General features: G+C 46.3%; 19 protein-coding genes. All 19 read left to right on the top strand.

Features of this window, described 5'->3' with window-relative positions:
* Positions 1-21: 21 nt before the first annotated feature.
* The 19 genes from OA79_RS15155 (at position 22) to OA79_RS15065 (ending at position 13,250) form a co-directional block, all read left to right on the top strand.
* Entirely contained in the window at positions 22-315 is a 294-nt protein-coding gene (locus OA79_RS15155; RefSeq protein WP_113874580.1) for a phage holin family protein, read from the top strand.
* Positions 312-815 (top strand): hypothetical protein, encoded by a 504-nt coding sequence (locus OA79_RS15150; protein ID WP_063334079.1) that lies wholly within the window; start codon positions 312-314, stop codon positions 813-815. The genes OA79_RS15155 and OA79_RS15150 overlap by 4 nt, the downstream gene beginning before the upstream one ends.
* Before the next feature lie 487 nt (positions 816-1,302).
* A complete protein-coding gene (locus tag OA79_RS18285) occupies positions 1,303-1,890 on the top strand; it encodes a hypothetical protein (protein WP_063334078.1) in 588 nt (195 codons plus the stop codon).
* Positions 1,891-1,945: 55 nt separating this feature from the next.
* Positions 1,946-3,706: a terminase gpA endonuclease subunit gene (locus tag OA79_RS15140; protein ID WP_063334077.1), complete on the top strand. Its 1,761-nt coding sequence runs from the start codon at positions 1,946-1,948 to the stop codon at positions 3,704-3,706.
* Complete coding sequence (gene gpW / locus OA79_RS15135) at positions 3,706-3,939, top strand: gpW family head-tail joining protein (protein WP_063334076.1); 234 nt, start codon at positions 3,706-3,708, stop codon at positions 3,937-3,939. Before OA79_RS15140 ends, gpW begins: the two co-directional genes overlap by 1 nt.
* Positions 3,936-5,291, top strand: a complete 1,356-nt coding sequence (locus OA79_RS15130; RefSeq protein ID WP_063334075.1) for a phage portal protein — start codon at positions 3,936-3,938, stop codon at positions 5,289-5,291. Before gpW ends, OA79_RS15130 begins: the two co-directional genes overlap by 4 nt.
* Positions 5,239-6,348 (top strand): S49 family peptidase, encoded by a 1,110-nt coding sequence (locus tag OA79_RS15125; protein ID WP_063334074.1) that lies wholly within the window; start codon positions 5,239-5,241, stop codon positions 6,346-6,348. The genes OA79_RS15130 and OA79_RS15125 overlap by 53 nt, the downstream gene beginning before the upstream one ends.
* A complete protein-coding gene (locus tag OA79_RS15120; protein WP_063334073.1) occupies positions 6,348-6,683 on the top strand; it encodes a hypothetical protein in 336 nt (111 codons plus the stop codon). The genes OA79_RS15125 and OA79_RS15120 overlap by 1 nt, the downstream gene beginning before the upstream one ends.
* Positions 6,683-7,672 carry a major capsid protein gene (locus OA79_RS15115; protein WP_063334072.1) on the top strand — a complete coding sequence of 330 codons (990 nt, stop codon included), beginning with the start codon at positions 6,683-6,685 and terminating at the stop codon, positions 7,670-7,672. The genes OA79_RS15120 and OA79_RS15115 overlap by 1 nt, the downstream gene beginning before the upstream one ends.
* 44 nt (positions 7,673-7,716) lie before the next feature.
* The gene (locus OA79_RS15110) at positions 7,717-8,070 is read left to right on the top strand and encodes a hypothetical protein (protein ID WP_063334071.1); all 354 of its coding nucleotides are present in this window, start codon (positions 7,717-7,719) and stop codon (positions 8,068-8,070) included.
* Between the two features lies 1 nt (position 8,071).
* Positions 8,072-8,641, top strand: coding sequence for a hypothetical protein (locus OA79_RS15105; protein ID WP_063334070.1), 570 nt, complete (start codon positions 8,072-8,074; stop codon positions 8,639-8,641).
* Positions 8,642-9,163: a hypothetical protein gene (locus OA79_RS15100; protein WP_082825496.1), complete on the top strand. Its 522-nt coding sequence runs from the start codon at positions 8,642-8,644 to the stop codon at positions 9,161-9,163. It begins immediately after the preceding gene.
* Positions 9,163-9,828 carry a phage baseplate assembly protein V gene (locus tag OA79_RS15095; RefSeq protein WP_197465404.1) on the top strand — a complete coding sequence of 222 codons (666 nt, stop codon included), beginning with the start codon at positions 9,163-9,165 and terminating at the stop codon, positions 9,826-9,828. Before OA79_RS15100 ends, OA79_RS15095 begins: the two co-directional genes overlap by 1 nt.
* 15 nt (positions 9,829-9,843) lie before the next feature.
* A complete protein-coding gene (locus tag OA79_RS15090) occupies positions 9,844-10,041 on the top strand; it encodes a hypothetical protein (RefSeq protein ID WP_063334068.1) in 198 nt (65 codons plus the stop codon).
* A 19-nt stretch (positions 10,042-10,060) separates the two neighbouring features.
* Positions 10,061-10,420 (top strand): hypothetical protein, encoded by a 360-nt coding sequence (locus OA79_RS15085; RefSeq protein ID WP_063334067.1) that lies wholly within the window; start codon positions 10,061-10,063, stop codon positions 10,418-10,420.
* Positions 10,392-11,393 (top strand): baseplate J/gp47 family protein, encoded by a 1,002-nt coding sequence (locus tag OA79_RS15080; RefSeq protein WP_063334066.1) that lies wholly within the window; start codon positions 10,392-10,394, stop codon positions 11,391-11,393. The genes OA79_RS15085 and OA79_RS15080 overlap by 29 nt, the downstream gene beginning before the upstream one ends.
* The gene (locus OA79_RS15075; protein ID WP_063334065.1) at positions 11,353-12,117 is read left to right on the top strand and encodes a phage tail protein I; all 765 of its coding nucleotides are present in this window, start codon (positions 11,353-11,355) and stop codon (positions 12,115-12,117) included. The genes OA79_RS15080 and OA79_RS15075 overlap by 41 nt, the downstream gene beginning before the upstream one ends.
* 10 nt (positions 12,118-12,127) lie before the next feature.
* Positions 12,128-12,679 (top strand): hypothetical protein, encoded by a 552-nt coding sequence (locus OA79_RS15070; protein WP_063334064.1) that lies wholly within the window; start codon positions 12,128-12,130, stop codon positions 12,677-12,679.
* A complete protein-coding gene (locus OA79_RS15065) occupies positions 12,672-13,250 on the top strand; it encodes a hypothetical protein (protein ID WP_063334063.1) in 579 nt (192 codons plus the stop codon). The genes OA79_RS15070 and OA79_RS15065 overlap by 8 nt, the downstream gene beginning before the upstream one ends.
* Positions 13,251-13,257: the final 7 nt, after the last annotated feature.

The following is a 13,257-nucleotide window of genomic DNA, read 5'->3' as shown; positions in this document are numbered from 1 at the left end:
TTTCTGGACTGGATGCACTTTATGAAATTCCTGCCCGATGAGCTTATACAAACTGCAGTTTTCGTGGTGGTCGGAGTGCTAGGTGGTGCTGTGAAATATCTTCGTGACTTTCAGTACAAAGCAAAGAAATTCTCATTAATTCATATGCTTATCGCTGTGTTTACTGGCGGCTTCCTTGGGATGTTGACCTATTTTTTGTGTACTTCTCTCAATATGGGCGGGCCACTTACTGGGTTTATGGCAGGTGTTGCAGGCTTGATGGGAGACGAGGCAATAAAGCTATTCATCGATCGATTTAAGCGAGGTTTGTCATGAGTTTAAACCTAGAGCAATTGCGTGAGTTTGTTGTGATTCCCACACTTTCAAACCTTGGCATGTACAGCCTGGCGGCTGATCAGTTGGTTATGGGAACGATCACGCAGGAATCGCGTGCAGTCTATCTGAAACAGCTAGGAAAGGGCCCAGCGTTGGGCATTATCCAAATGGAGCCTGCGACGCATCATGATCTGTGGGTGCACTTTATTCATTACAAACAAGCGCTTATCAGTGATTTACGCGGTTTGTTGTCTGGTGAAGCGGATGATGTGTATGAGGTGAGTGGAGTACCTGACCCGCTTGAGCTGATTAGCAACATGAAATACGCCGTGGCTATGTGTCGAGTTCACTACTGGCGTAAACCTCAGTCTATGCCTCAGGCCAATGATATAGCGGCTTTGGGGGAATATTGGAAAGATCATTACAACACTCATTTGGGTGCTGGAACGGTTGAAGAGTTTATCAATAACTTCCCATCTGAGTTATATGGGTTAGATTAAATCTGGAGAAGCAAAATGACGACGATTTTATTGGCGATTTTGAAGACAATGCTCACGAAATTGGTGACTGAAAAGGTGTTAATTTCGGTGTTCTTACATGTGGCCGAATTCCTGACAAAAAAGAGCACGAATACTCTCGATGATAAGCTCGTTGCTGAAGTAAAAAAAGCTCTCAACGAATCGTGATTTTTGTCTAAATTTGAGCGTTTTTCATTTCATCCAAAAAACCACAAAACGCTAACAAAATAGCTCACCCTTTGTTTGTGCATTAAATGTGCAAATATGCTGTTTTTGAGGCTATTTTTGATCATTTGGTTAGTTTTTTGATTATGCTGTAAGTTGTTGATTTATATGTAAAAGGTACTCTACATAGGGCCCTTTTTTCTGCGAGTCATAGACGCGCGGACTCAGAGAAATTTTTTAAAATATGGCTTCTATTACCCATTCCCATTTGACCATAACTCATATGAATAGAGGATAAACCCTCATGGCTACGAAAGCACAGCTTGCCGCTGCTTTAGATGTGAATGTGAAGACGATTCGCAATCATGAAAAAGAAGGCTATGCCATTGTTTATGATGATTCAGGCAAAATTGATATCGAAAAATCGGTGCATGCTTATGTGAATTATCTGTCCGAAAGTCTCCGACAGTTGAGAGCGAATAATGGGAGGAAAACGGGGGGAACCAGTAGAAACAGTAAACAGCCCAAAACCCTTGATGATTGGAAAAAAGAGAAGGAAAAGCAGGCGGCCATAAAACTCCATCTACAAAATGGCCGTGAAAGCGGTGAATTAGTGCCTTATGACGCCTTGTTAGAGTTGGTAAATGGCCCACTTTCGATGTTCAGAAGGAAGCTTTTAGACGTACCCAACCAGTTACAAAAACGCTTAAAGCTATCTCCCAAAGAGGTGAAATCGATTGAGCAAGTTATTGAGGGCGCTTTTGACAGTTTAAATGAGCTTGGAAATGATGAATTACCGTCGCTTATCGAGAACATTCTCGAAAAATATTCTAAGCATTACGTCCCCGCCGAAGAAGAAACCGCTAATCCCGTGGAGCAAGGAAAACTATAATTCCGATGCTCAGATATACCCGCCTAAGTCGTTTCAAAAGGCTTGGCTCTTGGCAATGGAATCGCCTTACATCGAAAAGATCGTTTTATCCAAGAGTGCTCGGGTTGGTTATGCCATTTTTATCAATACGTCGGTGGCATGGCTGGTCTCCAATGACCCTAGCAACATCATGATTGTTCAGAATACTCAGGGTGATGCCGAAAAGTTTGCAACGAAAGAAATAGGTAAGGTGTTCAATCACTGCTTACCCGTGATATCAAAGTTGTACGGCAAAAACACCACTACTGAGAAGAGCTTTTTTGGTGGTGATTTGTCCATTGTCTGGGCCACGTCTGCCAGTAGTTTTAGGATGGTGACCATCAAGTATCTTTTCATGGATGAGATATCGGGTTGGACAGATAACGTAGACAAAGAGGGTGACCCAATTGATTTGGCGATCACTCGAACCGAAAGTGAAGGCCAGCGTAAGATTGTACTTGGCTCCACACCGAAAGAAGCCGGTACCTGTAAGATTACCCGCGAGTTTCTGCAAACCGATCAGCGTTACTTGTATGTCCCTTGCCCACATTGCGGTTTTAAGCAGCGCTTAAAGTTAGAGCACTTTCGATACTCACCTAAGAATTACAAAGGCGCTCATTTCGTTTGCATCCATTGCAGCGGCAAGATAGAAGAGCACCATAAGTTCAATATGGTGGAAGCGGGCGAATGGCGTGCCACGCGAGAGTTTGAATGCTGCGGTGTTCATCAGGTACCAGAACAATGGGACGAAACAGGCAGCGCACTGTGCTGTAAATGTGGTGAACCAGGGGACACCAACGAACGCGGCAAAATAGACGCAGGTTTTCATATTTGGTCAGCCTACAACGACAACCCCAATACCTCGTTGCCATCGATTGCCGCTGAATACGATAAGGCGAAAAAAGACCCACGAAAGATGCAGACCTTCATGAACACGAAGGTCGGTGTCGAATATTCCGATGCCGCGCGAATTCATAAACTCAATAATTTTGAGACCTTATACCAACGACGAGAATACTACTCGCCAATGGAAAGCCTGCCTGAGCAAACGCGCTGCGTACTGGCCACCATTGATACCCAAAAGAACCGGTTTGATTACCACTTTTGGGCGATTGGTGACCGTGGTGAAATGTGGGCCATCCACTATGGCAAAGTTCATGGCGATCCTGAAGACACAAGTACGCAACAAAGCCTCATCCATGAATTGGAAACCGAATTTACCTTATCCGATGGGCAATCCATTGGTGTGTTTGCGGCGGCCATGGACTGTAATGGCCACGCATGGAAAGCCATGCTGGAGTTTTGCGCGCCGTATCAAGGTTGGATCTTCGCCATTCGTGGTGAAGTGAATGCCAAAACCAAGTTCAAGCCAGAATTCACGCTCAGTTTTAAAGTGCACCCCGAGGTGAAATGTGAGTACCGCAGCCTTAACGTGCATCAGCTCAAGAACCGCGCCGCAGAGCGACTGAATAACGAAGCCCCCGGTAAAAACTACATTCACTTTCCCGTGAGTGATGTATTTGACCTGAACTACTTCCAAATGCTTACCGCTGAAGAACTGAAAGGCAGTGGCAGCAATGTGAAGTGGGACAAAAAGCCAGACCAAAAGCGTAACGAACCATGGGATTTACTCGTGTACGTGTTGTGGTTGTGGGACTTCCTGCGCCCAGAAATCAAACATGCATCCCCACAAGACCCACTTGGCCTAATAGATCCGAATGCCCACAAACTCACGGATGACGTGATAGAGAACGATTATGGCGATTACTACGAAACGTCAGATTATGGAGATTACTAATGCCGATTTACTCAACTGAAGACAATCTCAAAATCGTTCAGCAAGCCATCACCGACCTAGTGCAAGGCAAGCGCAAAGTGAGAGTGGAGTACACCAACCCACAAGGTGGTCGAACGGCCATGCAGTACACGGAAGTGAGCTTGTCAGAGTTACGTGCTTTAGAGCGTCAAATGATCAGCGATTTGCAAACCACGCCGCTGATGGAAAGCGTTGATGTTGAGGTGCTATTTTGAGTTATTCCAGTGTTGCCAAATCCCCCTTATTCAAAGGGGCTGAATTGCATGATAACGAAAAAAGCGAAAGTCATCTTTTAAAAGAGATCACCGCCAGCCATCACCTCATTCGAAACAACCCATTGCTGCGAGTGGGCGCGTCTCGGTTTCGTGCCAGCTGTATTGGTGGTGGCGCCAAACCCGTATTTGATCCTGAGTTATTCAGCGAAGCCTTCATCAAAAGCTTTCAAGAATGGGAGCTGTATTGTGACTTCTACGACAACACCAACTTAGCGGGCGTTCAAGCGTTAGCCGTGATGACCATGTTACTAGACGGCAGTGCTTTTCTTGTTCGTCGACGTACCTTGCACCCAATTCCTTTGCAAATCCAAGTGGTAAGTCCGCTGAGTTTGGCAATCGATTTGGAGCTAACAGGGTCTAATAGTTACGTTCGTGGCGGCATCATGTACGCCAAGAACGGCAAAATCAAAAAGTACGCTTTTTACAAACTGCCAAGAGACCATCCAGACTTTGATGAAGACTCGGTGAACTGGCTGCCAGCAGAAGATGTCATCCACCTGCGAGATGTAGTGCATGTGTCACAAAGTACCGCCCAACCTTGGATTTCCCCAGGGGCCGACTTTGCCAAGCAATACCAAGACAACCAAACGGTTGAAATCAAATCTCGAATGAAACGCGTAGGGCAACAGGTCTTTGCTCTCAAAGAAGCCGAAGTGAGCCAAACAGCGACAGGCCCAAACAGCCAGAAGTCACCAAGTAAATTGGTTCATCATGCTGGTGGCGTGACGTTCCTAAATGGCGTGAAAGAGGTTAAGACCGCATCGCCAGCGGAAATCGCGGGTAATTATCAAGAACACAACAATCAAGTGCTGCGTATGATCGCCGGTTTACTGGGTATTACCTACGAAATGCTGACAGGTGATCTAACTCAGGTGAACTATTCCAGTATTCGCGCGGGCATGATCAACCACCGTAGGCTGATTGGTCAGCTAAGGGACATCATGCTTGGCCCTGCTTTTAACCGTGTGCTTGGCTGGTTTATTGACGCTTATCACCTCGTCAACACAGACGGCTTACCCAACTACTTTGAGAATCCATACACCTACCTGAACCCAACATGGATTTGGCCAGAATGGGAAGAAATCGACCCACTTAAAGCGGCCAAAGCGCTCGTGCTCGAAGTTCAGAACGACATCACATCGCTGGAAGAAATCTCCAATAGCCGTGGTAAGACACTGGACAAACACCTCGATGGGGTGAAACGCAGTCAAGACGCCAAACAAACAAGAGGAATACACGATGCGCCATCTACTGCAATTGATGACGAACGCTCCGATGATGATGACGATTGACGCTCATCAAGCGAATTTTGAATTACTTAATCAGTTCTACCAGAACCCAAGCTTATTTCTGGGCGGCGATACAAGTGGACGAGCAGACACCTTTTGTCACTTGTCGATCTTTGGCCCCACCTCGCACCGCTTTAATGGACTAGACGCGAACTGCAATCAAATCCTGTCTTACCGTGACTTGCGGCAAAGCTTCAATGCCCTTGCTCACGATGATGGGGTGAAGAGCATCTTTGTGGAATTCGACGGCCCCGGTGGGGAAGCATCCGGCTGTTTTGATCTGGCGAACTTGATTAAAGACATTGGCGCGATTAAGCCGGTGATTGGTTTCATCAATGGTGGCTCTTACTCGGCCAATTATGCCTTAGCCAGTGCCTGTACTGAACTCTATGCCAGCCCTCACAGTATGGCCGGTTCCATTGGTGTGATCTTTGGCCGTCGTGAAATCCATAACGACAAAGAGACCATTACCTATTTCACCACAGGCGAAGCCAAAGCCGACGGTTCACCGCATTTGGCATTGAGTGACGAAGAGCGAGCGCGACACCAAACCATGGTTAACCAATTAGGCGATGCCTTCTTTCAATTGGTGGCACAAAACCGAGGTATCGAAGCGGCTCAGGTGCAGGCCCTTCAAGCGAAATCCTTTACCGCTCGTGACCTGTTGGCTCACGGTTTAATTGACGACATCAAAACAGAGGAAGAGATCCACGCCATGATGACAGACGCAAAACACAAGCGAATTGTCGCCGAGATCCAAGCCACTCATGACGCTGAAACAGCCGATATGAAGGAACAGATCCAAGCGCTACAAACCTCGCTGCAAACACAGGAAAGCTCGCATAAAGAGCTGACCCAGAAAATTAACCAGCTTGCCCAAGCCGCCGGAGTACCAGAAATGGCAGGGCAGCTTATTCAAGACAACGCCAGTGAAGAAGCGGCAGCAAAAGCGCTAAAGGAAGCCGCCGCGAAAAAGGATGAAGACATTTCATTAACCAGCGGGTTGGAGTCATCCAAGGATGAAGACTACGACATGCTACAACTGATTGAGGAAGCGTAATGCAAGAGATTCACAACAAAGTCTCCGAGTCGCTGATTCTTCTTTGGGCTCATGAACAAGGGGAAATGTGCATTAAGCAAATCGATGCAGCAGCTTCCCAACCACAGTGGGCCATCGTGACCAAAGAAGGTGAAGCCTTGTCCGTATCAGATGAAAACTACGACGGCAGTGACGCCTACGGTATTCATGCGGGCGGCGGCAAAGTGTACTGGGCCAATTGCGTATTCAATACGCTCTACATCGCGTGGCCAGAAGGGGTGACCGAGCCAGTGAAGGCATTGATCACCGAACAGCTTGAAAAAGCATTCATCGTTATCAAAAAAGGGTCACAGTAATGGAAAAAGAATTATTCGATCACGAGGCATTTTCACAAGTCGCTTTAACCGCGGGCTTTAATGCTTCCGTTCACATTGATGCCGCCGTGCTGGAAATGTTCACGGTGGAAAATGTAGAGCATCGTAATGTCATGATTGTGAAGTCTGGCCAACAACTTCAAGTCTTGATGCCAGGTGAAATCGGCCAAAACCCTAACATCGACGAACACGATGCCGAAAGTGCGGTACCAGTACATTTGATTCGTTACCCGTTTGATACGCGTATTGTGCCAAGTGATTTGACTCGCATTGCTTCTTTGCGTGATAAAAAAATCAAAGCACAAGAGTTAGCGGCGCTGGTCAAAAGTCACATGGGCAAGCACAAAGACAACCATCGCTACACGGCTGCTTTTACCGCTTATTCTGCATTAAAGGGCAAGGTTAAAAACAAGAAAAACAAAGTGCTGGTGGATCTTCACAAAGTGCTGGGTGTAGAAGAGCGCAAGTTGGATTTGAAGCTAGGGAATACAGGCACGGATGTTCCCGCATTGCTAAAAGCCCTTCGTAAGCAAACGGTTGATAATGCCAAAAAGCATGGTCACTTAACGCTGCAAGGTGTCGAGTGTCGCATTGGTCAGGAAATGATTGAGCGAATTCTGACTCACAACAGCATCAAGGAATTTTACAGCGAAGAAATCCACGCCAAACGTGTGGTGGCTTTTGCGGATGACCCGAGTGAAATCAATATTTGTGGTATCAAATTCATTGCGGACGAAGCCGATGAAGTGGTCACCAAAGGCGCATCTTTCCCGGTAGGCATCAAAGGCTTATTTGGAATGCTACGAGCACCTGCGGATGTGCTGCATGCCAGCTCAGCCAAAGCCCGTGAATGTCACATCACTACCAAAGAGTTAGACCACGACGAAGGCTTGGAAATTCGCTCTCGTGCGATTTACTTGCCGATCGCTCGCGATCCTTCCTTGTTAGCGGAAATCTTCTCTTCGAACTAGCCTTTCTCCTTCCAAATACTTAATCAAAATCACATGAGGCGTTTATGAATCTCAGGCACCATGCTGACTTAGACGCCTTAAAAAGTGACATTGATGAGTTGTTTGGTATACAGGCGACATGGCTCTCTAAAGCCGGGCAAACCGGCACACTGACAGGGACGTTCTCTTTTATCGAAAAAGAAATACACACCCATTCAAAGGCAAAGCAAGCGAGTCAAATTTACCTAGACACCGTGATTGCCACGTTTTGCGTTAGACCAACCCAATGTGTGTGTGAAGAAGGTGACACGCTGCAGATAGATGGTGTGGATTATCTAGTACTGCCTTTCCACAAAGGGGAATTTGAAACGGTATTACTCCTTAAAGTGACCCAACAAAAAGACCACAACTGGCGCTGACATGATTTTAGAAATCCATCTAGGAAGCGAAATAGCAGAATTAGAAGAGCAGCTCGAGCTATCTGTTCGTCAGTTACAGAAAGCGGTCACACGCACGCTCAAGAAAACGGCTCGTTGGTTAGAAACCCATACCAAGCGTGAGCTGGGTGTGGCGCTATCAGTACCGCAACGGGTTTTAGCGGCACGTTACTACAAAACCTTTTATCTAAAAAACGGTGAGCGAACGGTGAATGTTTGGTTTGGCTTATCACCCATTTCCGTTTATTCACTTGGTAAAGCGAAACAAACCGACCTTGGTGTCAGAGTGGGCAAACATCATTTTATTGGCGCCTTCATCGCCACAATGAAGTCAGGTCACACCGGCATATTTAAAAGAAAATATGCCGCTGGTGGCAAACGAACGAAACGACAAGATGGCCAATGGACAGAATTGCCGATTGAGGCAGTCTCCATGGAAATAGATAAGATCGCACAACCCATCATTGAGCGTTATCACGCCAGAGCCGAGGCGCGATTCAAACAGATACTCAAGCAAGAAATACACTTTGCAATGAACATTGAGGGGCAATGAGTGGCAACCAGTATCAATTTAAGCGATGTACATCAAGCCATTACGGATGCGCTAAAAAGTCGCTTTCCTAAAGTCACCATAGAAAGCTACGACCCAGACGAAAAGATGTCCGAACTGGCGCCAGCCTGTTTATTGAACATCGAAGAGCTGCCAAAAGCGCCCGATGTAGGCGATGGCCGTTACCCCGTTGTAGCGCAATTTGCCATTCATTGTGTGCTGGGGCAAGAAGTCGACAACCTACAAATGGAGTTACAAGAGTTTGCCATCGCGGTATCTCAGTTTGTTCATGAAAAGGGTATTTGGCTAATGGGTTCCGTCGTGGAAAAACCATTCAACATTGAAGCCTACCCAGGTAACTTTCGCAAAGAAACTCAAGGCGGCTTTGATTCATGGGTCGTGAATTGGGAGCAAAAGCTCTACCTCGGAGCATCCACTTGGCAACCTGAAATCGTTAAAAACGGCATTCGAATAGCGACCAACCCAACCAATGAAAACGACCAAGACGAATGCCGGAGCCTTTAATGCGTCAACTGATTGAAGCCATGGTTCGGGACATGTTGACCCCTTATCTCGATAGAATCGAAGAGCTAAGCGAAGAAACAGAAGACCTAAGAAGACGTCTCCAAAGTATGGTTCGTTTGGGCTTTGTCTGTGAAATACATGAGTCTAATACCCTAATTCGCGTGCAACATGGTGCGTTGACAAGTCCTTTCATTCGGTGGTTTTCTACTGCAGCAGGCGCGACCACAGATTACCGCTGCCCATCACTTGGGGAACAAGCCGTATTGCTGAATTACGGAGCTGGCCACAACGGCACCCAAACCGTTGCATTGATAGGTTTATTCAGTGACAAGTTCCCAGCCCCAAGTCAGGACGCGAATGAAATTGTGCGTTGTTATCCCGATGGTTCACTCGTGTCATATCACACTCAAAAGCACCAAATGACCATTAAATCGGTCGGAGACCTTAGTATCAATGTCGGTGGCTCAGCCGTGGTCGCCGTGGAGCAAAATGCAACGGTCGACGTTAAGGGCAAAACCGCACTGACATCTTCCGGTGATACCACAGTGGATGCGTCAAACATCAAATTAAATGGCGGTACAGGCGTCGTTACTGGTGCGCACAAATGCATGATCACCGGATTACCGCATGCAGACTGTTCATCCACCGTCACCGCGGCTAAGTGATAGGAGATAACCTAGATGGCATTAAATCCAGAGCAACTAGCGTTAGATATTGAAGCGGCCATGAAGGCAAAGGGATTTGACCCATTGGCAAATAATGCAGCCGGTCACGAATGGTGGTTGGCATTTGCCGAAGGCATTGTGAATCACATCACCCAAAATGCTGATGTGGCTGTGGTAAGCGGTTCTTCTGCAGGTACCTATAAAGTCACTTAAAAGTAAAAAAGGTAGGCGAATGATAGGCATTGATCGTAAAACAGGGCGGACATTACAAGACTTTGAACAGCTCGTTAGCCGCATCACACAGGTGATGACCACGCCAAAAGCGGGTCGAGTCAAACGGGCCAACTTTGGCAGTGATGTTAGGCAATACTTAGGCGCGAATATGACAGACAGTACCTTAATTCGTCTTCAATCTGCTGCTATCGAAGCCTTTTACGAACCCGAAAATGGCTTAACGGATTTCGTACCTTCACGCTGCGTTGCTAGGCGTTTAACAAATGGCCTTGCTCTTTACTTTGAAGGGCAGTGGAAGGGTAAAAAAATAGAATTTGAGGTACCACTGGATGTTTCCACATCAGAATCCACTGCCTAAACCTGAGATCATCAAAACCCCCAGTTTCGATAACTTATTTCAGACCATTAAAAACAATGTGCTGGATTACTTAAACACCAATTCGCCAGACGATGTAGAAGCCGTAGCGGAAACCTTTGAAAACCAAGCGGAGCTCATGACTAAGCTCACCGAAGCTTTCACAGTGATACTGCAAAGCCATTTTCGACAAATGAATGCTCAGGCATTACAAATGTTTGGCATGTACGCCACAGATGACGACATGGTGGACCTCATTGCCAGTCAACTAGGAGTAGAGCGGCAAATACTAGACGAAGGCGACCCGAACGCGTTTCCCCCAGTGCCGCCAAAAGTTGAAAGCAACGAAGCCTTACTCACCCGTTATTATTTAGCCGCCTATGCGTTAGCAACAACCGGTACACGATCAGGATATCGATTCAATGCCATGACATTGGGCGGACGTCCTAAAGTCACCGTTGAAAGTCCAACCCAAAGTAAAGTTGTCGTGACATACGAATTCGAACCGCACGAAATGGCAGGGCAAACCAAAGACGCCCAAGCGCGACGTGTTGCACCAGGGGAAGTGGACTGCTTCATCTTGGCTCATGCAAATAAGGGTGTCCCTGCAGAGGCATTAATTGCGGCAACACAACAATACATGCAGCGGGACGACATAGCCCAAGAAACCGATTTGCTCAAAGTTAAAGCACCAACCATCAAAACATGGTCATGTGAAGCCGTGCTTTATATCCGAACGGGTCCTGATGCCGATATGGTAAAAGTCGCCGCTGAGAAAGCTGTGCGAGATTATGCCGAACAGCAACACAGACTCGGTGGCAGCATCGAGCTGTCTATGTTGTACAGCGTGCTACTGAAAACAACCGGCGCTCATCGAGGCGACATACTGCAACCCACTCAACCCTTGCGTTGCCAATTCAACGAGGCGCCATACCTTGAGTCAGTCCAAATTACCGTCAACACTGAAAACCTATAGCGTTTTACCGGATAACCGCAGCCCACTAGAACGGGCATTAGAACTTGCCCTAAGTGAAGCCCTGTACTCGATTGACCATCCATACCCAGAATTGTTGGATGCACAACAAACACGAAACGAGGCAATTTCTACCCTTGCGGCTGAAAAACAAGTGCCGATCTGGGACACCGAAGATACAGAGCAAGTGAAGCGGAACTTAGCAGGGAATGCTTGGAAAGTTCGCCAGCTTAGCGGAACGAAAGCTGGCTTAGCGTTGGCTTTAGAATCGTTTGAGTTTTTGAGTGAGATAAAATCTTGGTACCAACAAGTACCAAAAACAGAGCCGTATCGTTTAGACATTGTTGCATGGGAAAAGGGTAACAAACCCGTCAATGTCGCCAATGCGAAAAAGCTCATGGCCTACATAGAAGACACCAAATCAGAACGTGACACCATTGAGCTGTCATTGATGTTCGGAGTGGAAACAAGCATAGGGTTGGCCGGAGCGCGAGCACCATCAATCAATGTAAAAGAAACAGAGGCAAGTGGTGCTATTTGGCCAATGCCGAAAGCGAAAGTGTCGTTATCCATCGCCGCCGCCATCTCGCCAGCGATAACCATTCAACCCCTTAACCTTCACGCCATCATTCCCGTGATCAAAAGTTATGGTCAGCTGGGCATAACCGCATCAGCAAGCCAATACAGCTTTACCATTTCACAAGTGAATGCCAAAGCCATTATTTAAGGTACATAAAATGAGTGACAGCCTTAGTTTAGTCATTACCCGAAAAGGGTTAAATGAATGCATTAGTGCAAAAGGAAAAGGTATAGAAGCCCGTTTGAAATGGGTCTCAGCGGGTGATCGAGCCTATTCTCCAAACCCTGATCAGACTACTTTGGTGAATGAAATTCAGCGTGTTGAGTTCGGTGAATACAAAGACACCGGTGCAGGACAATTACAAGCCGTCGCAAAGTTCAGCGGCCCGCAGGAATACCCAATCCGAGAACTGGGTTTTTGGTTAGAGACAGGCACTTTATTAGGTGTGATTTCTGCACCCAATACCACGCTTAACTACAAAGCCAAAGATGGTCATTGCATCCAACCGATTACTTTAGACCTAAGCGCTTTGCCAAGTGACACCGTCACCGTAGTGGTAGGAACGGAAAACCTAAACATACTCATCGATATAGAAATGATGATGGATACGGTTGCGTTTGTACGTAGCCAAGTAATTCAAACTAAACAAGCTCATACGCAAATGCAGTTGAGTGAAAAAATACGTAATTGGGAGGAAGTTAATGTCTGATATTATCGAAGAATTACAGCTTGTTAAGCGGGCTTCTCAAGAGCAAACAGCTGCAAGCAATGCTTTGTCTGAAGAAGTTGCTGGAAAAATGAAGGCGATTGATGACGAACTGGTAAAAAGCAAAATCGAGTTTGATAAGTATTTAACTGATCAAAACCCTATTTTTAGTAGTGTGAGCGTAAAAAATAGGTTAATCGGAAAGACAACACAGGCATCTTTCAGTCTTTCTCCAGGTGAAAGTAAAGTATTGATGACTAATTTATCTCCATATATATCAGCAAATGGAATTTTAGCATTTCATTTAAATCATGGTTCAAATGGCGCTGTAGCCAAATATGTATCTTTTTCAGGTTATGGTCTGACAGAAAGTGATCTTGGTAATACGTCAAGCCGTTATATTAATCTTTCAGTGGTAAGGTCATCCGATCCAGGGGGAGAGCATTTAAATACGGGGCGATGTGAGTTATCGGTTAAGGCGCCTGAAACTAATGAAATTAATGTAGGCGTGTATGTAAATTTTGTTCTTATGTCTGCTGTAGGTGTAGCTGTTGCATCTGATATCTTAATCTAAGGAGATT

The organism is Marinomonas sp. TW1 (genome assembly GCF_001625355.1).
In the GTDB taxonomy this organism is placed as follows: Bacteria; Pseudomonadota; Gammaproteobacteria; order Pseudomonadales; family Marinomonadaceae; genus Marinomonas.
Note: the sequence above shows the minus strand (reverse complement) of the source record. Positions and strands in the feature narration are given on the sequence as shown.

Coding starts and splice junctions, on each gene's coding strand:
- OA79_RS15125 (WP_063334074.1), top strand. CDS start 5,239: ATGCGCCATCTACTGCAATTGATGACGAACGCTCCGATGATGATGACG.
- OA79_RS15070 (WP_063334064.1), top strand. CDS start 12,128: ATGAGTGACAGCCTTAGTTTAGTCATTACCCGAAAAGGGTTAAATGAA.
- OA79_RS15115 (WP_063334072.1), top strand. CDS start 6,683: ATGGAAAAAGAATTATTCGATCACGAGGCATTTTCACAAGTCGCTTTA.
- OA79_RS15085 (WP_063334067.1), top strand. CDS start 10,061: ATGATAGGCATTGATCGTAAAACAGGGCGGACATTACAAGACTTTGAA.
- OA79_RS15065 (WP_063334063.1), top strand. CDS start 12,672: ATGTCTGATATTATCGAAGAATTACAGCTTGTTAAGCGGGCTTCTCAA.
- OA79_RS15105 (WP_063334070.1), top strand. CDS start 8,072: ATGATTTTAGAAATCCATCTAGGAAGCGAAATAGCAGAATTAGAAGAG.
- OA79_RS15080 (WP_063334066.1), top strand. CDS start 10,392: ATGTTTCCACATCAGAATCCACTGCCTAAACCTGAGATCATCAAAACC.
- OA79_RS15140 (WP_063334077.1), top strand. CDS start 1,946: ATGGAATCGCCTTACATCGAAAAGATCGTTTTATCCAAGAGTGCTCGG.
- gpW (WP_063334076.1), top strand. CDS start 3,706: ATGCCGATTTACTCAACTGAAGACAATCTCAAAATCGTTCAGCAAGCC.
- OA79_RS15090 (WP_063334068.1), top strand. CDS start 9,844: ATGGCATTAAATCCAGAGCAACTAGCGTTAGATATTGAAGCGGCCATG.
- OA79_RS15155 (WP_113874580.1), top strand. CDS start 22: ATGAAATTCCTGCCCGATGAGCTTATACAAACTGCAGTTTTCGTGGTG.
- OA79_RS15110 (WP_063334071.1), top strand. CDS start 7,717: ATGAATCTCAGGCACCATGCTGACTTAGACGCCTTAAAAAGTGACATT.
- OA79_RS18285 (WP_063334078.1), top strand. CDS start 1,303: ATGGCTACGAAAGCACAGCTTGCCGCTGCTTTAGATGTGAATGTGAAG.
- OA79_RS15095 (WP_197465404.1), top strand. CDS start 9,163: ATGCGTCAACTGATTGAAGCCATGGTTCGGGACATGTTGACCCCTTAT.
- OA79_RS15120 (WP_063334073.1), top strand. CDS start 6,348: ATGCAAGAGATTCACAACAAAGTCTCCGAGTCGCTGATTCTTCTTTGG.
- OA79_RS15150 (WP_063334079.1), top strand. CDS start 312: ATGAGTTTAAACCTAGAGCAATTGCGTGAGTTTGTTGTGATTCCCACA.